This window comes from Priestia sp. FW507-14D1A (genome assembly GCF_058781295.1).
Window position 1 is genome coordinate 52,535 of sequence record NZ_JBYSWQ010000010.1, and the last position, 20,964, is coordinate 73,498.

A 20,964-nucleotide genomic window follows, 5' to 3' on the forward strand; every position below is an offset into this window, starting at 1 on the left:
GTTCCTCTTAACAATTTATTTTACTTACTTATACTCGTGGCCAAACTGGGTCTGCCATCATGATAATAACGGCTGCTGCTATCGTAGCTTTCATAAACCAAGTCTTATACTTCAATTTCATTTCAATTCCTCCATTATTAGAATATTTTTGAGTTCCTCTTAACAATTTATTTTACTTACTTATACTCGTGGCCAAACTGGGTCTGCCATCATGATAATAACGGCTGCTGCCATCGTAGCGTACATAAGCCATATCTTATATTTCAATTTCATCGCTCCCTCACATTTTTGAATATTCAAATTACTTTAATTAAGTTTCCCTAACTGTCATCATAAATACGGAAGTGTTAACCTTACTAACTAGTAATCTTCAAACTTTATCTTTATCTTCCTCCTTTTTCACACTATGTAACATCAGTTAACATTTTTAATAAGTTATAAGTTTTGTTATAAATGTTAATTCATAAGTAAATAGTAATAGATGTGGAATTACTTGTCAACACATTTTGAACATTTAACAAACTGTTTACATTTTGTTCAAAAATGTTAATAATAGAGATAGGTAAATAAAGAAAAGATTGGGGTAGTTTTTATGTTAGGACAGCGCATAAAAGAATTAAGAAAAGAATCAAAGTTAACGCAGCAAGATTTATCAGAGGGCATCATTACTAGAAGCTATCTAAGCCAGATCGAAAAAGGCCTTGTTCAGCCTTCATTTGATGTATTAGAAAAGTTAAGCGAGAAACTAGATTGTACAGTCGATGATTTCTTTAAAACTATAGAAAATAAAGATTTACTTTTATCCCAAGTAAAAAAAGAAATAAAAACTGCAGAAAACCAAGTAAATGCGAATTCATTTGATAAAGTTGAAGCATTTATTCAAAATAAAGAATATTTGTCCCGGAACGATTTAAATGAATATGACAAAGGTATTTTAATGTGGATACATGGAAAGTATTACGAGCATAAAAAAGACTATAACCACGCCATTACTTTCTTTGAAAAGAGTTTTTCAAAGCTTGAAAAAGGTAAACATACGAATGAAATGCTTCGTTCTTTAGATTCTCTTGGCTCTAGCCATAGCCAGGTTAATAATAATGAAAAAGCACTTCATATTCTAAATAAGGCTTATCGTATTATGATTTATGATCAAATTAGTGGAATGATAAGAATATCCATCTTGGTTAATTTAGGGGTTGTTCACGGTAAATTAAAGGAATTTTATTCTGCCATTAATTTTTTAGAAGAAGCAAGGGACTTAAATGACAGTCTAGGCACCTTTTATAAATCAGGAGAAATTTTTATGGCTCTGGGAATTTGTAATATGGAGTTAAAACGTTATAAAGATGCCAAAGGTTCTTATGAACGGGCTCTTAAATACTTTAAACTTAGTGAAAATAAATACCATGAGGCCGGTACCTATACCAACCTAGGAATTTTATTTTCTTACCAAGAAGACTATTATCAAGCTGAACTTGATTTGAGAACAGCTATAAACATTTATAAGAATTTGAATGCAGAAGAAGCGAGAATTATGAACGCGCAGGTAGAGCTTGCAAGAGTGTACTATTTACAAGAAGAATATGTAAAGGCTTCTTCTATATGTGAAGACATTATAGGTATAAATGATGTTAATAAACATAAGGCACAAGCATTTGAACTTTTAGGAGATATTAATTGTAAATTATCTAATACAGAAGAATCATTAAGAAATTATAGTGAAGCAAAAAGAATTTTAGTAGAACAATCTATGCCCTGTGATTATGTCTGTAAAAAGGTGGCTGATGTTTACTTCCAGTTAGGAGACTTCCAAAAAGCTGCAGATTCCTATAAAGAATGCTTTTAATACAAAAAACAGTGAGTTACTCTGACTCACTGTTTTTTATGATTTCTTGGTAGATAGTTGGCGATAAGATACGTTTAACTTCTTTCTCATCTACCTTATAGTAACACCAGGTTCCTCTTTCACAACGTATAAGTATTCCTGCTTCAACTAATAATTTTAAATGATAGGATAACTTAGATTGAGAAATTTGAAATTTATCCTGCAAATCGGATACACATAACTCCTTACAACAGGAAATTTCCTGTAAAAGTGCAAGTCTAGTCTTATCACTAAGCGCTTTAAATTTACTTTCAACACCTGTAAGCATAATTAAATCTCCAATGGGTTCTTAATTGTTATAGATAATTCTTTTTCTACAGAATCGGCTTTACTACATGAAGGACTCTGCTCATCTCCATAGACAATAAAATAACCCAAACGATTAAAATTACTTTCGGTTCGTTGGACTGATTCACCATTGTTAACATACCACTTCTGTTCTTTTATAGAAGCAGATTGGAACTGTTCATCGAAGTACACTTTCCCTTCCTGATTTGCTAACAAGAATCGAATGGAGGCAGAAGAAACAGTAGATGAAGACAAATCTATGGAATCAATTCCTTTGCCTAAGGTAACAAGGAAAGCTAAAGCTTTAAGATCTACTCCAGTGACTGCTTTTACCAGGTGTGGAATCTCATCGCCTCCAGGTCTAGCGTTTACTTCCACTATTCTTGGACCCTTCTCTGTTAATTTGACTTCAGTATGAGTAACAGCAAAATCCACATCTAAAGCAGCTAAGCTTTGTTCTACTAGCCTTTTAATTTCATTCTCTTCATTAGTATTTAAGTTTGCAGGGAAATCATGTCCTACTTCAATAGAAAGAGGATATGGAGTTACAAGTTTCTTTGTAATTCCAATAATAGTAGTTTGGCCATTAACCGTTACAGACTCAATACTAAACTCCGGTCCATCTAAAAACTCTTCAATAAGTATGTCTGAATCAATGGTTTGGCCCACAATATTTTTCTTGCTTTTCACAATATGTTTAATAGCTGTTGTTATTTCTGATTCGTTCTTACATAAGTAAACATTTTTACTTCCTGAATCATTAGAAGGTTTAACAATAAGGGGAAACTCCATGCCTTGAAGTTGGAATTCCAAGTTACTGTCTGAAGTAACAAGACGATATTGGACCTCTCCTACACCAGCTTCATTTAATTTTTGCCTAGCCATTTTTTTATTTCTACATCTTAAACTAGCTTCGTAAGGTAGTTGATACTTTAATTGCAGCATTTCACTTATCTTAGATGCCAAGGGAATTCTATACTCATTCATGGTAAAAACTGAAATGACCTCTAGCTGATTAGTTAGTTGGAGACACTTTTCTAACACAGCTTCTTCGTCATTTAAATCAATTTCAACAGGTATATCCACATCAAAAATTTCATCAAATGAAATCTCTTTTCTTAATAAAATGATTTTATAGCCCTTCTCCTTTACTAATTGAACTTCATTATCCCTAGGACTCACTAAAATAACATATTGATTCTCCATAGATTGACTCCTTATTGGCAGCATGTAGAAGATGGTTTACTTTCTACCCTTACCTCGACTTGATCCCTTAACTTTTGAGCATTCACAGCAATCGCGATACCCGTTATTTGACCGATTTCTTCCTTGGTAAAACCTAATTGTTTAGCTGTTAGAACTGCGTTCTTCAACGTATCCTGATCGTTTAATAAAGTAGCTGAAGTTAAAATAGCTACAACTTTCTCTCTTTCTGGAAGTGTGCCCCCTTCGACTGCTTCCGTAAAGAAAGTATCAAAACAAGAATTTAATTTTTGATTTAAAGCTAACATGTATTTAACACTCCTTTTTAACTTTATTAACATTTTTATATTTTTTATTAAAATGTTTTATTTTGTTAATTAAATAATATAATCTATTTCAATACCCGTCAATAAAAAATTCTGAAAAAAATGTCAATTTAATCATTGACAATTGAAATAGTTGTATTTTACAATTGTTTCAACAAGCAAATAAGGTGTGGTGAAAAGAATATGAACAACGTAGAAGTGGGAAAAGAATCTCATCAATTTCGTCAAATGCTTCAAATCCTAATTAGACGCTTTGGTTTACTCGAAAAAGAAGGTGCGCAATGTTGTGGGGTTTCTTTAGTACAGAGTCATATATTATTTGAAGTGGAGCGCACAAAAACCCCATCTTTAAATGAACTATCTTCTTCTTTAGGGTTGGATAACAGTACATTAAGTCGTCACATTCAAGGATTGGTAGAACGTAACTTAGTAAGTCGTATACAATCCCCTACTGATCGTAGATATGTAACCATTACGCTTACTCCTGAAGGTGAGCAATATGAAGATGAGATTGCTAAACAGATGAATATATATATTCAAGAAATCCTTTCTAACGTACCAGAAAATAAACGTGGTCAAGTTTTAGAAAGTATTGATTTAATTTTAGGGGCTATGAAAAACAGCAGTTGCTGTTAATGCCTCTTTTTCTAAAAGTAATAGTTGTATTTTGCAACTATTGTAAATATACATAGTTTCGAAGTTTAAATGAATTAGGAGGAATGCTTTATGCCAGATTTAGTAACCAAAGTATTATTGGAGTTTCTATCTTTAAGTAAGAACTTATTAGTTTTATTCCTTGGTATTTCTTTTTTCATTAGTTTTATTCAAGCCTATGTTCCTTTTGAAAAAGTAGAGAAATGGATGGGTAGTAAAAACCCTTTCCTAGGAAACTTAGCAGGTGCACTACTTGGTTTTATAACACCGTTCTGTTCATGTTCCACTATTCCCTTACTAGTAACTATGCTCAATCGTAATGTTCCTTTCCAAACAGTAATGACATATTTATTTACTTCACCGTTATTGGATCCTTGGATTTTAGGGTTAATGGCTTATATCTATGGAGTAAAGGTAACAGCTATTTATACCGTTACAACTTTTGTATTCTCTATGATTATTGGATGGTATTTAAATAAGAAAAACTATAAAGAGCAAGTTAAGAAAGTCATGATTAAAGGAAATCTCCCAGAGCAAGATGAACGTCGCAGAAAAGATCTTGTTTTAAACATTAAGGAATCCATTAAGGAAACTATAGATTTAATTCGTTCAGTTCTCGTATATATATTAATTGGTGCATTGGTAGGAGCAATTATTAAAGAGGCAGTGCCAACTAATTTCCTAACATTTATTTCTGATCAGAACCAATGGTGGGTTATCCCATTAGCAGCTATTATTGGAGTTCCATTATACATTCGTCTATCAACGATGTTACCAATTGCTCAAGCTTTACTTGTTAATGGATTCCCTATTGCTCCGACTATGGCACTGCTAATAGGAGGTGCTGGTGCAAGTTTACCTGAAATCATTATGTTGAAGAGTATTTTTCATAAAAAATTAGTAAGTGCATTTATTGTATCAGTGTTTTTGATGGCAACTGTTTCAGGCTATTTATTCTTAGTATTAGAACTTTAATGGAGGCGAAGAAAAATGGGATTAATGTCAATTTTTAAAGGCAATAAGAAAGAAAAAGATTGTTGCAATATTGAGATTGTGGAAGTGAAAGAAGAAAAGAGCACTTGTTGTTCAAGTGAAAACAATAAAGATCAGAAGAAAGAAGCATAACATAATAAAGGAGTGATTGACTATGATGTATGAACTAGAGTTTATACTCATACAAGAGCAACGTGCAATTAATCAGGCATCTCGTCAACAGATACATGATACTAATTCATTAGCTAAAGAGACTTACCTTTCAAAAATAAAAGATATTGTATCTAGAAACTCTAATGTCACAAAGTCTAATTCTCGATGTTGTGTCCAATGTTGCTAAAGTTAAAAATGACAGATTATTTTAAATTATAAGTAAAATAAAAGTGGAATAATGGTATAGTGGGAGATAAAACCGCCTTATGAGTTATAAATGAGGAGGTTTTATCTTCCTTTTTTATCCTGTATTTCTAACAAATAAGGCGAGGAGATTCTGTATGGATAATGTTATTAATTTTTATGAGTACCGTAGACATAGAAAAATCAAAAAGTTTCTTCATTTCGTTGTAGTAATAGGGATCATTACTATATTTTTGCTGTTTTCTTATCTTCTAATTGTAACAGGAATGCAACACCCTACTGAGGTTCCTTCTTACATTGAGCCTAAACCGTAATATTTGAATTATTAGCCTCCTCGCTTAAACTCAAGTATCTATTACTAAACCATATTACATATAAACAAAAAGGCCCCGGGGAATAAAAAAACTGGATGAATCCCTATTCTGTAATACTTTGTCCTTTTTTGTAGTATGTAAGATAAATCTGTTTATTTGTATATAATGCTTCAATCAATGTGAAATTAATTTGTTTCATTTGCTCTTCCGTTAAAAGAGGTTGAAGTACCTTTAATAGACCTTAATATATTTTTTAAAAATTTTTTCTATTTACAGAGAACCTAATAGAAAGTCTCTTATGATGCTTTGAAGAATATTATTTCAATTAAAAATCTTGTTCCTTCCACATCAGTCCAATTTCTTGTTCACGCTGCAAAACCTTCTCCAGATAACGTTCGGTGGTCTTGCGATCACTGTGGCCTAGTTCTTTTTGAATTAAAAAGATGTCTGCTCCCTGCTGCCGACTATAAATCGCATAAAAATGACGAAAGTAGTGAGGTGTAACCCTATCATTCCGTTCTTTTATAAAAGGTAATTCTGTTCGTTCAATGATACGCACAATATAATTACTTAGGTTTTTATATTGATAAAACCCTCCATCTTTAGTTGGAAATAATGGACCTTTATCACTTGAATTTAATGCTGTACTGGTGGCATGACGTCGTTCCCGAAAAGCAAGAATGCGTTCATATAGCGATGGATGAAGTAACTTATCAAACGTCTTTCCACCCTTCCCTACCCCTCTTAGTCGATAATGACCACTTAAACTATCTAGATATACATCTCCCCACGAAGCTTTCGCTATTTCCTGTACACGTAATCCTGTCATAGCCAACATCGTTAACAATCCATGATTAATAGGATGATCTTTGTAATAGTCTAGAAGTTGTTTAACTTCATGGTAATACAAATCTCTGTTTGGAATTTCTTGCTCAGACAGTGATGTGCTTAAAATTTCTTTATGTAATGGATGCAGAATGTACTTCGTTTCATGTAGCCATTTCATAAAACTTTTTAAAATCGTCATTTTAGCGTCTAAAGTTGCGGGTGAATAAGGTTTTCCCCCTTTCCCTAACAATGCGGTGCTTAAATAATCCTGGTAGTTCCGTATATGCCAAGGACGTAGGTTTTTAAAAATAGTTTCTTCTATATAATAGTCAACATCTTGGCGCAAGAACGACTCACTTTTTACCGCATACTGATAAAACTGCAATAAAGTCCGTAAGTATTCGGTTTTTGTATTTTCTTTTCGTTCTCTATCCTTTCGGATATGCTTTCGTTGATGGACATAGTAGTACATCATTTCTTCATCCGTAAAATCACCAAACATATCGTTATTTTTTCGCTGGTGATGCTCATTTCTTTCTTCCAAAGCATCGTAGTATGTAGTGTCCAGCATTAGTGAAACGATTTTATTCAAATCTCCTTTTCTTTCCCTAACTTCTGCTCCTATATGTACTAATGAGAAATCTTGCATAAAACCTCTCCTTTCGTAAAACACGCTATCTTATTTATAGTTTTTCCTTGTGTTAAGATATTTCCTTCTCTATGTGGAGGTTAAGTTTATATTTATATAGACATAAATAGTGAATAACCTTTAAAACATACTAATAATATTAATAACAATATCAAAAATACTAATTTTCTTAAATGAATATCTAATGATTCTATAACTTAATTCTTTTTTACAAGTATTTATTATATTTATTACTTATTAATTGTAACTTATTTAAAAGTAAAAGTATAAACTTACTTTCTGTAAATATAGTTTACTATTTATATAGTTTGTAGAAAAATCCTCTATTTGTCATCACCTAAAGTAAATAGTAAAACATAAAATTATATAAGTTAGTTTTACCATTTACATATTAGGTAAGAAAACTTTCAATATATAACTATATGTAAATATGATATAATTAATTACTAGATAAAAGAAAAAGAATAGGAGTGTATGTCATGATTGATAATCCTACTAAAATTATTACTATTGAAGATGTGATGGATATGTTATCTATTTCATCAAAGAAAACGATTTATACATATATTCAACAAGGAAAATTGAATCCTATTAATAAAGATGACTGGCATATTGAAGGACGTTATGAATTTGATATCCAAGATGTCGTTAGTTTACAAGAAGAGTTAAAGAAGCCTGGGCTTACGACAAAAGAGGTAGCGCAGCAACTGGATATCTCAGTCACAACAGTCAATAAGTATATTAAACAAGAACTGTTGCCAGCGTTCCAAGAAGAATACCGGGGAATCAATTGCTATTTTGTGAATGAAGAAGATTTAGAAGCGTTTAAGCGTACGCATGAAATTGGCCGTAAACCTAGTAAGCGTCATTTTTATCATACCGAACAAAATATTGCACTCTTTCAGCTTTTTGTGAAGAAAGATGAAGTGAAAGAGCAGTTTGCCCGTATTATCTCAGTAGAAGATCCCATTATGGCAGTGACAGAGCAACATGAAGAGATAACGGTAGAAGAATTACTTGATCGCGGCTTTGAAGCAGCCTATGAAATTGAATCGAAAAAAACGATTACGAAAGAAGGCTATGCTACATTTGCATTTAAGCAAACAGCCTACGCGAAATCACAACTTTATAAGCTCATGGATTTATTCTATCAGTACCTAAGCCCGACTAACATGAGAATTACCCCACAAGAAGAGAAAGAGCAATTTATCGTTGAAATCAAACCTGTATTGTTGACAGAATCAGCACAAGAAATCGTTGAATTATTGGAGTCAGTTCTTGTCTCAGGAAAGATTAATAAACGCAGCCGTGGAATTTACATTGATAGCGATTTGGAAGTGGTACGTGTAAAGGTATCAAGTAATCTGAAGGAAGAGTTACAGCAAAAAGCCAAGGAATTAGGCAAAAAGAATGTGGAAGAGTTGTTGTTGTACGCTGTGCAAAAATTATAGGATAGCCTGAAGCCTAAAGACAACAAACTTACTAAATCAATAACAGACTTTCATCCTCTGTTTAATAAAAAAATCCTCTGCAGATATTTGCAAAGGATTTTTTATTGTATTTAAACTGGCGTTTTTGCATCGAGAGGTTCTGCTGCACCGACTTCTGTCTGAACATCGAAGACGGCTGTATTTTTAATTTTGCCGGTCAAAGTTCCGGTTGTACTATTTAAGACATTATCTGCCCCAAGGAACCAAAAATAATGATCTTCTACTTTACGAGGAAAGTTTGCTCCGAACGATCCTTGAACAGACAACGGAGCTTGAAAATTCATGGTTTCTTGTTTCATTGTTCCTACCATGGATATTTTCTTTTTACTTCTTGGAGGTACATTCACCGTTACAGTAGACGATGCTGATCTTGAAATAGAAGTAGAAGAAGATTCTCCTACTGTCGTTGAAACAGAAAACTCTGCACCCGACTCAAACACGCCTTCTAATGTAAATTTAGAGGATATCGTTAGACCAGTTGTCGTTTGTGACGACCATGTTTTCGTTTCTGTCCAGTTACCTTGTACACTTAAAGAAATGGATGCTTCTTCATCACCATGATTAACAGCATAATTGCTACCTAAAATTGCTTCACTAGGTGGTTGTCCATTTCCGATTTGATATGTGAATTCTCCTAATGTCTTATAACAAGGGTGGCCATATTGTTCTGTAATAGCTGGTTTTTCTGCATTATAATACGTTTCACTATTCACAGCGATGCCGTCCGGTAATACCCCAAAGCGCTCTTTAAATTTTTCTCTTACACTATTAGGATTCGAACCAACTGCAGATAATTCTGAAAAAGAAAACTTTTCTTGAATAGGCATCAAAACACTCCTTTAAGTTTTTAAATAGGAAAATCCCTCTATATGATAACATTAAACATACTTTATGTAAATATTTTCATTTATTTATATTAAATTACTATTTAGTTATTTTAATGAAATTATACTTATCTAATTAAACAGTCTGCTGCTTTTTTGACTATTTAACATATCATCAAGTAATACAATGAAGGTTTTATCATTAGTATAAAATTATAATTCTTCTTATTTAGGATTCGATAGATATCATTACTTATATAAAATAAGAGCTTGAATAATTTCATGAAAATACTTTTTCCACTCTTTAAAAAATTTGGTTTGTTTATAATTTTGATTAAACATAGTACCTCCTTGATGTTAAAAATAATTCTTTAGTCTATGCTCTTTATTTTAAATGTTTTTAGGATTTTTTCACATTTCAAATGAAACGATATTTATTCATATTAGTTATTTTTAAAATCAAATCACGCTTATTTTTTTACAATTATCTAATAGATACGGGAATTATTAATTTATTTATAAATCCTGAAATTTATATACTATTCCATATAATTCCTATATAATATATCTAAAACTTACCTAGGAGTGTTCATATAAAAATGAAAATAGATATGGTAGATCAAAAAATTTTACAAGTATTATTAGAAGATTCTAGAGTCTCTATTAGGGAGTTAGCAAAAAGAGTCCATTTATCTGCTCCTTCAGTTGCAGAAAGAGTGAAGCGAATGGAAAGTGAAGGGGTAATACAAAAATATTCAGTGCAAGTTGATTATAAAAAATTAGGGTACGAGATAGAGTGCTTCGTAGAAGTTTCATTGAGAAATGGAGAATACGAAAGGTTTAAAAAATTCATTGAAAGCTATACTTACGCTGAATATTGTCATAGAATCATGGGAAAATCGTGTTACTTAGTTAAGCTACGTATAAAAAAGTTAAGCGAGATTGAAACATTTATTAATTCTATAAGTACTTTTGCAATAACTGCTACGAATATAGTTTTATCAAGTGTTGAAACTAAAGCTGATTTTCTTGAAGTAAATAATATAACAGAAGAAGTAAATGACACTTATTAATACAAAGGAAGATTCTATTCTAATTATAGATTTCAAGCAGAAAAGGTGCCAGAAACAACATTATGTTGTTTCTGGCACCTTCTCTATATCCATAGTTGAAAAGTTAATATTTAATAATTTAATCCTTTTTACTAATTCATCCAGTCTTTCTATGCTAGTTACCATTGAAATTCTAATATAATCTTTAGCATTTGCCCCAAATACTTCACCAGGTGTAACGGCAATATGCGCCTCTTCTAGTAATAGCTCAGTAAAAGTAAACGAATCAAAACCATGAGGAATTTTAGCCCAAACATAAAATGTTCCTTGAGGTTTTTGAATTTCCCAACCTAATTCGCTCTGACAAGCTTGAATAAAATGTTCAGCTCTAGACTCATAGACACTGTTCAAATCTTTAACACAGCTTTGATCACTCTCCAGAGCCGTAGCAGCTGCTTGTTGTACAGCACCAAAAAGGCTAACAAATATATGATCTTGGAAAGCATTAATTGCTTGTATAACTCTCTCATTACCCACAGCAAAAGCTACTCGCCAGCCAGCCATATTATAGGTCTTAGAAAGTGTATAAATTTCTATCCCTACACCTTTAGCACCAGGTGATGACAGAAAGCTAATTGGTTTTTGCTTGTCAAATCCAAACCCTGCGTATGCAAAATCATGTACTACGCATATATTATTTTTCTCTGCGATCTTTACTGTCTCATTGAAGAATTCTCTATTCGCTGTGGCGCCAGTTGGATTATTAGGATAATTTAAGTAAAGTAACTTTGCTTGTTCCAGAACTTCTTGATCAATATCCTTATAAACAGGAAGATAATTATTATTTGGTGTAACTTTAAAGTGATAAGGATGAGCTCTCGCCATCATTATACCGGAAAGGTATTCTGGATAGCCTGGATCAGGAATTAAGGCAACATCTTCTGGATTTAGTAGGGATTGACTTACAGCATATAAAGCAGCTTTACCTCCGTTAAATATAGCTACTTCTTTATCAGGATCAATTTCTACATCATATTCACGTTTATAAAATTTACTAATAGCTTCTTTCAGAAACTTATGACCTCTAAATGGTGAATACTTATGGAATCCCGATTTATTAGCAGCTTCTATTAAAGAGTTAACGATATGAGGAGGAGTTGGTAGGTCAGGATTACCTTGACCTACATTTATTACATCTATCCCTTTATTAGTAAGTTCATTTACTTTATTAATAATCACTGAAAACTCCTGATCTGGCAATGAACTTACTGTTCTTGATGGCGATATTTCAATCATATATTATCTCTCCCAAGTTGTTAAAGCTCAACATTTTTAGATTTTTGAAAGTGAATTTTGTTAACGATATTAGTATGTATAAAAAGACCTAATAAAGTTATTGTTATTAAAATCATAATAGTAAAAGTATTAGCGAAGTTAATTAAAATTGAACCAACAGATATAAACAGCCCAATTAAAGCTTCTGATACCGCAAAAATCCGTCCTTGAATATCATTACTGGAATTTTCTTGAACTTTAACTTTGGATAATACTTCTCCATACTCCATCGCTACAAAAAAACCGATTGCTGCTATAAATGCTAATATAAAATTAGTTGAAAATGTAAATAACGATAAAGATATAACGCTTAATACAACAAAATAAGCTAAGCCCTTGTTAGTATTAAACCCCCATTTGTTTACTAAATGAGCACCTGCAAAACCACCTAAGCCTATGGAAACTGTAAGTATAAAATTCCCGATTTCTCCATCTCCAATATACTTACTTACTAAAGGAAAATAACTGTAAATAACTCCCCATAAAAGAGCCATGGTCATCATTGTAAATACTGCATTAAGTAAAAATGGATTGTGAAGAATTTCTTTAATGCCTATTTTGAAAGAGTTTTTAACATTCTTAAGGCTTTTATTTAACTTTACTGCAGGTTGAACGTTCATTTTACTTATAAATATAGCCGATATAAAATAAGTTATAGCATTAAAAGCAACAGCCATCTTAACAGAACCAAAGAATAAGAAAATGGCTCCAAAAAGCGCACCTACAATAATAAATAATGTAGTAGCTTTAGCAAACAATGTATTAATCTGTTTAATATCATCTCCAAGTGAAGACATTACAGCTAACCTTGCCGGATTAAAAAATACACCACTACCATAAGATAATAGTAAAAGTATTAAGAAAATCCATGCATACTCTCCCTTGGGTAAGAATACAATCCCCAAAAATATGATTCCTCTTATAATATCTGTCCATAGCATTATCTTTACTCGATTAAATCTATCAACTAATACTCCTAAGAAAGGCTGAAATATCATAGGGATACTTCTAACGACAATAACGCCAGAAGTCACCCAATAATCTTCGTAATAGGTAGATAAAATTAAGAGCGCAGGTAAGACACAATAGTCCCCCATAAATGACAAAGCTTGTCCTACTAATAATAACTTGGAGTTTTGACTAAGGTTATTCATGTTGTAACAGGTACCCCTTGTAAATATAATTTAGCGTATTTCTTTATCTCTTGAATAGATTTAACTATATCCTGGGAACTTCTTCCTTGTAATTCTAGATAAGCTAACCCATTAAATGCTTCAAAAAGTGTTAAATCAAGTTGGCTTCCCTTATCAACAGTGTTAAAAGAGTTGATTTTTGTATCTCCTACTAAGATATTGTCAGGAATTTCAATACTTTCAAAAATAATGTTAGACACATTTTCTGATAGTTGCCCATTTGTTTTAAAATCATGAGGATATAAATGGAAGTCCGCCACATAATTACATGGATCAGTTAATAATTCCTTAGGCAGATCTTCTGAATATCCTTCACATAGAATGTCTACTAACACTTTAGCTGGATCTACATTAAAAGATTTTTTTATATTTGGAATCATGTTCCAACCAGCAAATCGTGCTGCGGTTTCAATAATTCCTACTTCTCTATTCTTCATTAGTTTGACTTCAGTGTGAGTAGCACAATGTTCTAAGCCTAATCCTTCATTTGCTTTTTTTACAGCGTCTAGGATCTTATTTTTAGCATCCTCATCTAATATAGTGGATGTTATATGTGCAGTTTCTGTGAAACCTATTTGAGGAGTTTTATCATGAATAGCCAAAGGATAATATTTCCCTCCTGCCATCATTCCCTCTACACTCACGTAATCTGAATAACCAGGTTCTGTATACCAATCTTCGTATTCGCCTTGTAAAAACTCTTCTACTATAAATGGAGCCTCAAAAGTAACAGCTTTGGGTACACCAATGCTATTTAAATATTCTTGAGCATCTAAAAAGATTTTTTCAGCATCTTGCTCATTATAAATAAAGGTAACACCAATTGAACTAGCTAAGTATGTAGGTTTGAGTACTAAAGGTACTCCAACATATTCTAAAGCTTCTTTAAAATCTTTTAACGTATTTACTCTTTTACTTTTAATAGCTTTGACTCCAGAATTATTGAAGGATTCTCTCATTAAATTTTTATCTCTGGCCTTCCGAGCTGCTTCTACTCCAGCTCCCCTTAAGCCTAATTTTTCGCATGCCTTTGCCATAGGGGCAATAAATAATTCATTATTAGTAGTAATTGCTTCAACATTAAACATAGTAGCAACTTTAATAATATCATTTACAACGGCTTCTTCTGGCTTATCGTACTCTTTTTGAGCCCAATAAATGGAATCTGGATGTTCAAAATCGGATATTTGCTTTAAATAATCTACATCTTTTACTACAGCCACTGAGTAATTTTCAATAAAATTCGCATGACTTTTTGTTATAGCAAAAGGTCTAGGAATATAACTCACTATGTTATAACTTTCGGCTACACTCTTGTAAAACGTGTGAGGAGGGCATCCTCCTAAATCTGCAATTACTAATACTGTTTTTCTTTCCATTATAAACACTTCCTTTTCTAAATGGCTGTGTAACCACCATCTACACTTATAGCTGTACCTGTAATATAATCAGACATATTAGAGGCCAAAAATAACATTGTATTTGCTATATCTTCTGGAGTACCTAGTCTCCCTGATGGGCTTAATTTTGCTTTTTCTTCTTTTATGACATCTAATGTTTGTTCATTATTTAAAGTGAATGACTGCTCATTAAGAGGAGTATCAATAATTCCTGGACAAATACAATTAACCCGAATATTGTTTTTAGCATACTCAATTGCCAATGACTTAGTTAATTGTAGTACCCCACCTTTAGTGGCATTATAGGCTGGGATACCTGGCCAAGCTACCAACCCACTTACTGAGCAAGTATTAATAATGTTTCCTTTATTATTTTGAATCATATAATTTAAAACATATTTACTACACAAAAATACGCTAGTTAAGTTAACATTAACAATTTTGTTCCACTCTTCTAACTTCATTTCATGGACTGGTGTACTAATTTCAATTCCTGCATTGTTAATAAAAACATCAACAGTTCCATATTTATCAATAGTTTGTTGAATTAAATTTGAACAGTCTGTCTCATTCGTTACATCAGTAGGTATAAATTTAAAATTATCATTCTTAATTTCTTTTTCGACTGAACATCCTTTGTCAACGTCAATGTCTGCAATTACTACTTTAGAATCTGCTTCCAAAAATGCTTTTGCAGTAGCTAAACCAATCCCAGATGCCCCACCTGTAATTACGACGACTTTATTTTTTAAATCCTTCACAGAAAAACCTCCTTGTTACATGTAGTCAATTATAATTTCTTTTGCTTCTTTCTATTGTATCTAGGAGGAAGAAATAGATTAATAGATCTTGTATTGTGATCTAAATTATTGATAGCACTATGAGTTTCTTTTGCCTCACAGAAGTAAGTCGTACCAAATTCCATAGTTTTGGTATGTTCTTCAATTGTCATTTCATACCCTCCACTAATACAAATCCCTATTTGCTCATTACGATGTCTATGTTCAGGCATTTCTCCCCCATTACCTGGAATATCAGCTAGCATTACTTCAATCCAATCTTCTACGAAGAATGTCACTTCCATGCCTGGCAATAGATCCTTCTTTTTAAATACTTCTAAAAAGTAATCTTCTGGGGCAGTATAGTTTTCCTCACTCTTATATCTTTTTACATCCACAGCAATCACTTCTTTATCTGAAAGATTGGATGCACCGTGTGGAATATTAGACGGAGCTATATAAGCAACATCTAAAGGAGTTAACTTTCTTTCAACATCTCCAACTCGCATCATAAGTTCACCTGAAACCACCATTCCTAATTGTGCTTCCTTGTGTTGATGCATATCAACTACTACTCCTGGAGGAACATATGAAATTAAAACTTCTGTATCATTTCTACGCGTACAATATTGTCTAACTCCATTTTCCCATTCTTTGAGTTCTGCCTTAGGGAAATATAAATCACTTTTATCTTTTAAAACATTGTCAATTTTCATTTTCCTTATCTCCTTCCAAATACGGACCAGCTCATAGGTATATTTTTGAATTGATAAACAAAATCTAAATCATATTTCTGTTTAGCTACCTCATTGGTAATAGCAATGTTGTAAACTGATTCTTTCACTAGGCTAGCTGCTACACTAGTAGAATTTACAGTATGAATTTTTGCCTTTGTATTTAAGAAATACTTTAATAGATTAATAGGTGCAGGATGAGAAACAATTGTTTCGGAATCTAATAGTTCTTTATGATACGAAAATCCTTTTCTTACTGCTAAACCATACATTGGTGTATCACAACGAAATAATTGAATTAAATCAATATTGGATTTCATGTAAAACTCATTAATTCCTCCATATGCATGAGGAACAATAATGTAATCCAGTAATCCTTTTTCTAAGTGTTCCATACTTTCTTCGAAGGTTTGAAAAAGGATTAGTTCACTAAATATTCCTTGATTAAATAGATAATTATCCATAAAGAGGTTAGCTGCAAACTCACTACTTGTACCAGAAGGTCCTAAAGTTCCCACTTTAATGGTCTTCAAAGGAGCCTGTATTCTTTCTTTGGTCAAATCATTTAAAATTATCAATTTTCATCACCATTTTATTTTTTTGGTAAAATAAAAAATTTTCTCAAAATTCACGGCCGTAATATTTGGAATAATTTTCATTACTTAAAAAATAATAAAATATTTTGTTAAACATTGTCAATACAAGTTTTTATAAAATATTGTAAATTGTTTTTATTTTTGTAAAAAATAGAAAATATAGTTGACATACAACTGTACAATCTGTAAAAATATCTCAATATATGAATACATATTTTTTACAGGAGATGATTAAAATGGAAAAAATGCACAATTTAAGATTTGAGGTAGAGCAGTTAGACAATGAAATTTTAGGCCTTCTTAGTAAAAGAGGTGAGTTAGTTAAGAAAATTGGTTTGGTAAAACAAGAGTTAAATATAAATACGTTTGACCCTTCAAGAGAACAAGAATTGCTATCCAAAATAGATACTAACAATCCTGGACCCTACAATATTGAATCACTAAAACGGATATTTAAAGAGATATTCGAAGCTAGTAAGTCTTTGCAAAATAATTCAGAATTAAAAGAAAATAAACCCTTTTTATTTTCTAGAGACTATAAATTTGAAGATACAATTGTAAATGTTAATGGTGAAAACATCGGAGATGGAATTCCTCGCTTTATAATGGGTCCATGTGCTGTAGAAAGTTTTGAACAAGTTCATAAAGTAGCTGATGAAATGTCTAGAAGAGGCGTAAATCTCCTAAGAGGCGGAGCTTTTAAACCTAGAACATCTCCTTATGATTTCCAAGGTTTGGGGCTAGATGGTTTGAAAATTTTATCATCTGTTTCTAAAGAATATAATATGGGAGTTATTACTGAAATAATGAGTACAGATCAGCTGGAAGAAGCTTTAGAGTATATTGATGTAATTCAAGTAGGAGCAAGAAATATGCAAAATTTTTCACTTTTAAAAGCTGTTGGTCAGACAAATACACCTGTACTTCTTAAACGAGGATTGTCTGCAACTATTGAGGAGTTTAAATTTGCTGCTGAATATATTCTTGCAGAGGGAAATCCAAATGTAATCCTTTGTGAAAGAGGTATTCGAACTTATGAAACTGCAACTAGAAATACTCTAGATATTTCAGCAGTCCCTATTTTAAAACAAGAGACTCACCTACCGGTAGTAGTAGATGTAACTCATTCTACAGGTAGAAAAGACTTGTTAATTCCAACAGCTAAAGCAGCATTAGCTATTGGAGCAGATGGAATAATGGCAGAAGTTCACCCTAACCCTGCAATAGCGTTATCAGACTCAAAACAACAAATGAATTTCGATGAATTTAATCATTTCATGGATGCTATAGAAATTTTCACGAACAAAACAGTATTAGAACCAGTAAATTCTTAAAATACAATAGACAGGTGATTGATAATAATGAGATATCTTACAAGTGGAGAATCACATGGCCCTCAGTTAACGACTATTATTGAGGGTGTTCCTGCGGGTTTATACTTAACTGACTTAGATATTAATAAAGACTTAGAAAATAGACAAAAAGGGTATGGCCGAGGTCGAAGAATGCAAATTGAGAAGGATTCTGTAAAAATCTTAAGTGGAGTCCGTCATGGTTACACCTTAGGCTCCCCTATTACTTTAGTAGTTGAAAATAATGATTGGAAACATTGGACAAATGTTATGGGAATAGAACCCATACCATCTGAAGAAATAAAAGATGTTAAAAGAAAAATTACAAGGCCTCGACCTGGACATGCTGACTTAAATGGAGCAATTAAATATGGTCATAGAGATATGCGTAATGTGTTAGAGCGTTCTTCGGCTCGTGAGACCACAGTTCGTGTTGCTGCAGGCTCTATAGCTAAAAAGTTCCTACTGGAATTAGGTATTAATGTGGTTGGCCATGTGGTTGAAATAGGGAATATTTCCACGACTGATGTGAGTTATTCTAGTATTAATGATCTGAAACAAAAAGCTGATGAATCACCAGTTCGGTGCCTTGATAAAGATGCTGAAGTTCAAATGATGAATGCTATTGATACTGCAAAACAAAACGGTGATTCCATTGGGGGAATTGTTGAGGTCATCGTAGAAGGCGTTCCTATTGGACTTGGCAGCTATGTTCAATATGATCGTAAACTGGATGCTAAAATCGCTGCAGCTATCACTAGTATAAATGCTTTTAAAGGTGTGGAATTTGGAATCGGATTTGAGGCGGCTAGGTTAATGGGCAGTCTTGTACATGATGAAATTGAATGGGATATTCTTCAAGGATATACTCGTAAAACAAATAACCTAGGAGGATTTGAAGGCGGAATGACTAATGGAATGCCATTAGTTATTCGTGGCGCTATGAAACCTATCCCTACGTTATATAAACCTTTAAAGAGTGTAGATATTGATACTAAAGAAGCGTTTGATGCTAGCATTGAACGTTCAGATAGTTGTGCTGTACCTGCAGCCAGCGTAGTAGCAGAGGCCGTTGTTGCTTGGGAAGTAGCGACAGCTATAATAGATCAGTTCGGGGTAGACCAGATGGACATTATTAAAGAAAATATGAACAGTTGGAATAAGTATACCAGTGGCTTTTAATACTTTTAGGCTTTGGAGGAATAAAATTGATTAATAAAACAATTGTCAAACGTCTCAATGGGAAAATCACCGTTCCAGGAGATAAGTCTATATCCCATAGAGCTGTTATGTTTGGAGCTTTAGCTGAAGGTAAAACAACTATATATGGTTTTTTGAAAGGCGAAGATTGTCTAAGTACAATTAATTGCTTTAGAGATTTAGGAGTGCAAATAGAAGTTGATCAAGATAAAGTAGAAATCTTAAGCGAAGGTATTTCTTCCTTTAAGCAACCACTATCGCCTCTAAATGTAGGGAATTCTGGAACAACTATTCGCTTGCTAATGGGTATACTATCAAATATCAATTTTTCTACTACTCTCATTGGAGATTCATCTATTTCCAGAAGACCTATGAAGAGGGTAATTCAGCCCTTGAGACAAATGGGAGCAAAAATAGAAGCTAAAGCAAATGACAACTTAACCCCTATTAAGATAACGGGATCACAATTAAAGGGCATTGATTACAAATTATCAGTGTCAAGCGCTCAAGTTAAGTCTTCTCTTTTGTTAGCTGGTCTATTTGCAGATGGGATAACTACTATTACAGAACCTGAAAAATCTAGAGATCATACTGAGCGTATGCTAAGTAATTTTGGAGTAGAAGTAAATTGGCATCCTGACAGCCTGAAGATTTCCTTAAAGGGCAACCAAAAACTTCAAGCAAAAACAATCTCTGTGCCAGGAGATATTTCCTCAGCTTCTTTTTTCATAGTTGCTGCTACAATTGTGCCGCGTAGCGAAATATTAATTAAGAACGTTGGACTCAACCCTACACGTACTGGATTAATAGATGTGCTCAAGACTATGGGAGCATCTATAACAGTTGAAAACATCCAAGGTGAAGGTTATGAACCATACGGAGATATAAGAGTTAAGTCAGCCCAATTAAAGGGCACTGTTATTGGCGGAGAAATCATACCAAGATTAATTGATGAGATACCTATCCTTGCTCTTGCAGCTACACAAGCAACTGGTACCACTATTATAAAAGACGCTCAAGAATTAAAAGTAAAAGAGTCGAATCGAATTGAAACCGTAGTCAATGAATTAAAAAATATGAGCGCCAATATTTCTTCAACTGCTGATGGAATGCTTATAGAAGGATGCAGTAATCTTAAGGGTACAAAAGTCGATAGCCACAACGATCACCGAATTGGAATGATGCTTAAAATAGCCTCACTAGTAGCAGAAGGTCAGACAATTGTTGATAACGAAGACGTTATTGATATTTCTTATCCGCACTTTGATCAAGATTTAAAAAGTTTGTTAGAATAAAATTTTTAAAATGCCACTTTGAATAAAAGTGGCATTTAATTGACTTAAAATTCTCTAATATGGTAAAATTATCAAAGTTTTTTCTTTTTAAAAGCGCTTGGGCTAAATAAACATATATTTAGTTGACGAGGATGAAGGACTATCGAAAATCGGCGGATGCCTTCCAGCTACTCACCTTAGCTGCAAGTTTTTCTTTAAAACATAGGGGTAACCTTCT

Annotated in this window: 21 protein-coding genes and 1 pseudogene; 10 read left to right on the plus strand and 12 right to left on the minus strand. The window is 32.8% G+C overall.

The window, feature by feature from the left end; all coding sequences use genetic code 11:
- Positions 1 to 592: 592 nt before the first annotated feature.
- A complete protein-coding gene (locus AC3WJG_RS23975; RefSeq protein ID WP_377259802.1) occupies positions 593 to 1,846 on the plus strand; it encodes a helix-turn-helix domain-containing protein in 1,254 nt (417 codons plus the stop codon).
- A 16-nt stretch (positions 1,847 to 1,862) separates the two neighbouring features.
- On the opposite strand, the gene AC3WJG_RS23980 is transcribed toward AC3WJG_RS23975, so the two are convergent.
- From AC3WJG_RS23980 to AC3WJG_RS23990, 3 genes are read right to left on the minus strand one after another with little or no spacing between them, the layout of a single operon-like run.
- Positions 1,863 to 2,153, minus strand: coding sequence for an ArsR/SmtB family transcription factor (locus AC3WJG_RS23980; RefSeq protein WP_221816174.1), 291 nt, complete (start codon positions 2,151 to 2,153; stop codon positions 1,863 to 1,865).
- A gap of 2 nt (positions 2,154 to 2,155) precedes the next feature.
- Entirely contained in the window at positions 2,156 to 3,379 is a 1,224-nt protein-coding gene (locus AC3WJG_RS23985; RefSeq protein WP_377259799.1) for an ATP-grasp domain-containing protein, read from the minus strand.
- A gap of 11 nt (positions 3,380 to 3,390) precedes the next feature.
- The gene (locus AC3WJG_RS23990) at positions 3,391 to 3,684 is read right to left on the minus strand and encodes a carboxymuconolactone decarboxylase family protein (protein ID WP_116516818.1); all 294 of its coding nucleotides are present in this window, start codon (positions 3,682 to 3,684) and stop codon (positions 3,391 to 3,393) included.
- A gap of 201 nt (positions 3,685 to 3,885) precedes the next feature.
- On the opposite strand from AC3WJG_RS23990, the gene AC3WJG_RS23995 reads away from it, so the two are divergent.
- The 4 genes from AC3WJG_RS23995 to AC3WJG_RS24010 all read left to right on the plus strand — a co-directional run bounded on the left by AC3WJG_RS23995 (position 3,886) and on the right by AC3WJG_RS24010 (position 6,020).
- A complete protein-coding gene (locus AC3WJG_RS23995) occupies positions 3,886 to 4,338 on the plus strand; it encodes a MarR family winged helix-turn-helix transcriptional regulator (protein ID WP_116516819.1) in 453 nt (150 codons plus the stop codon).
- Positions 4,339 to 4,428: 90 nt separating this feature from the next.
- On the plus strand, positions 4,429 to 5,331 hold the full coding sequence (locus tag AC3WJG_RS24000; RefSeq protein WP_221816171.1) for a permease: 903 nt from the start codon (positions 4,429 to 4,431) through the stop codon (positions 5,329 to 5,331).
- A gap of 15 nt (positions 5,332 to 5,346) precedes the next feature.
- Positions 5,347 to 5,481, plus strand: a complete 135-nt coding sequence (locus tag AC3WJG_RS24005) for a hypothetical protein (protein ID WP_260621030.1) — start codon at positions 5,347 to 5,349, stop codon at positions 5,479 to 5,481.
- Positions 5,482 to 5,843: 362 nt separating this feature from the next.
- Complete coding sequence (locus tag AC3WJG_RS24010) at positions 5,844 to 6,020, plus strand: hypothetical protein (RefSeq protein ID WP_221816170.1); 177 nt, start codon at positions 5,844 to 5,846, stop codon at positions 6,018 to 6,020.
- Between the two features lie 103 nt (positions 6,021 to 6,123).
- On the opposite strand, the pseudogene AC3WJG_RS24015 reads toward AC3WJG_RS24010, so the two are convergent.
- Positions 6,124 to 6,240: pseudogene (locus AC3WJG_RS24015) on the minus strand (YolD-like family protein); the annotation flags it as partial.
- Positions 6,241 to 6,345: 105 nt separating this feature from the next.
- Positions 6,346 to 7,497, minus strand: coding sequence for a tyrosine-type recombinase/integrase (locus AC3WJG_RS24020; RefSeq protein WP_221816168.1), 1,152 nt, complete (start codon positions 7,495 to 7,497; stop codon positions 6,346 to 6,348).
- A 479-nt stretch (positions 7,498 to 7,976) separates the two neighbouring features.
- Between AC3WJG_RS24020 and AC3WJG_RS24025 the strand changes: the two genes are divergently transcribed.
- Positions 7,977 to 8,948, plus strand: coding sequence for a helix-turn-helix domain-containing protein (locus AC3WJG_RS24025; protein ID WP_492588665.1), 972 nt, complete (start codon positions 7,977 to 7,979; stop codon positions 8,946 to 8,948).
- Between the two features lie 110 nt (positions 8,949 to 9,058).
- Here AC3WJG_RS24025 and AC3WJG_RS24030 read toward each other — a convergent pair whose 3' ends face one another.
- Positions 9,059 to 9,814 (minus strand): ETX/MTX2 family pore-forming toxin, encoded by a 756-nt coding sequence (locus AC3WJG_RS24030; protein ID WP_311265368.1) that lies wholly within the window; start codon positions 9,812 to 9,814, stop codon positions 9,059 to 9,061.
- 596 nt (positions 9,815 to 10,410) lie between these two features.
- Between AC3WJG_RS24030 and AC3WJG_RS24035 the strand changes: the two genes are divergently transcribed.
- Positions 10,411 to 10,884, plus strand: a complete 474-nt coding sequence (locus tag AC3WJG_RS24035) for an Lrp/AsnC family transcriptional regulator (RefSeq protein ID WP_492588667.1) — start codon at positions 10,411 to 10,413, stop codon at positions 10,882 to 10,884.
- Between the two features lie 60 nt (positions 10,885 to 10,944).
- On the opposite strand, the gene AC3WJG_RS24040 is transcribed toward AC3WJG_RS24035, so the two are convergent.
- The 6 genes from AC3WJG_RS24040 to AC3WJG_RS24065 are packed head-to-tail and all read right to left on the minus strand — an operon-like array spanning position 10,945 to position 16,882.
- Entirely contained in the window at positions 10,945 to 12,156 is a 1,212-nt protein-coding gene (locus AC3WJG_RS24040; protein WP_492588683.1) for a pyridoxal phosphate-dependent aminotransferase, read from the minus strand.
- A 23-nt stretch (positions 12,157 to 12,179) separates the two neighbouring features.
- Positions 12,180 to 13,352: an MFS transporter gene (locus AC3WJG_RS24045; protein ID WP_492588669.1), complete on the minus strand. Its 1,173-nt coding sequence runs from the start codon at positions 13,350 to 13,352 to the stop codon at positions 12,180 to 12,182.
- On the minus strand, positions 13,349 to 14,770 hold the full coding sequence (gene bacD, locus AC3WJG_RS24050; RefSeq protein ID WP_492588671.1) for an alanine--anticapsin ligase: 1,422 nt from the start codon (positions 14,768 to 14,770) through the stop codon (positions 13,349 to 13,351). The genes AC3WJG_RS24045 and bacD overlap by 4 nt, the downstream gene beginning before the upstream one ends.
- Before the next feature lie 17 nt (positions 14,771 to 14,787).
- A complete protein-coding gene (locus tag AC3WJG_RS24055; RefSeq protein ID WP_492588673.1) occupies positions 14,788 to 15,552 on the minus strand; it encodes a glucose 1-dehydrogenase in 765 nt (254 codons plus the stop codon).
- A gap of 29 nt (positions 15,553 to 15,581) precedes the next feature.
- The gene (locus tag AC3WJG_RS24060) at positions 15,582 to 16,286 is read right to left on the minus strand and encodes a cupin domain-containing protein (protein ID WP_492588675.1); all 705 of its coding nucleotides are present in this window, start codon (positions 16,284 to 16,286) and stop codon (positions 15,582 to 15,584) included.
- Positions 16,287 to 16,291: 5 nt separating this feature from the next.
- The gene (locus AC3WJG_RS24065) at positions 16,292 to 16,882 is read right to left on the minus strand and encodes a prephenate dehydratase domain-containing protein (protein WP_492588677.1); all 591 of its coding nucleotides are present in this window, start codon (positions 16,880 to 16,882) and stop codon (positions 16,292 to 16,294) included.
- Between the two features lie 248 nt (positions 16,883 to 17,130).
- Between AC3WJG_RS24065 and AC3WJG_RS24070 the strand changes: the two genes are divergently transcribed.
- From AC3WJG_RS24070 to aroA, 3 genes are read left to right on the plus strand one after another with little or no spacing between them, the layout of a single operon-like run.
- A complete protein-coding gene (locus tag AC3WJG_RS24070; RefSeq protein WP_492588685.1) occupies positions 17,131 to 18,234 on the plus strand; it encodes a bifunctional 3-deoxy-7-phosphoheptulonate synthase/chorismate mutase in 1,104 nt (367 codons plus the stop codon).
- A 27-nt stretch (positions 18,235 to 18,261) separates the two neighbouring features.
- Entirely contained in the window at positions 18,262 to 19,434 is a 1,173-nt protein-coding gene (aroC, locus tag AC3WJG_RS24075; RefSeq protein WP_492588679.1) for a chorismate synthase, read from the plus strand.
- Between the two features lie 26 nt (positions 19,435 to 19,460).
- Complete coding sequence (aroA, locus tag AC3WJG_RS24080) at positions 19,461 to 20,747, plus strand: 3-phosphoshikimate 1-carboxyvinyltransferase (RefSeq protein ID WP_492588681.1); 1,287 nt, start codon at positions 19,461 to 19,463, stop codon at positions 20,745 to 20,747.
- Positions 20,748 to 20,964: the final 217 nt, after the last annotated feature.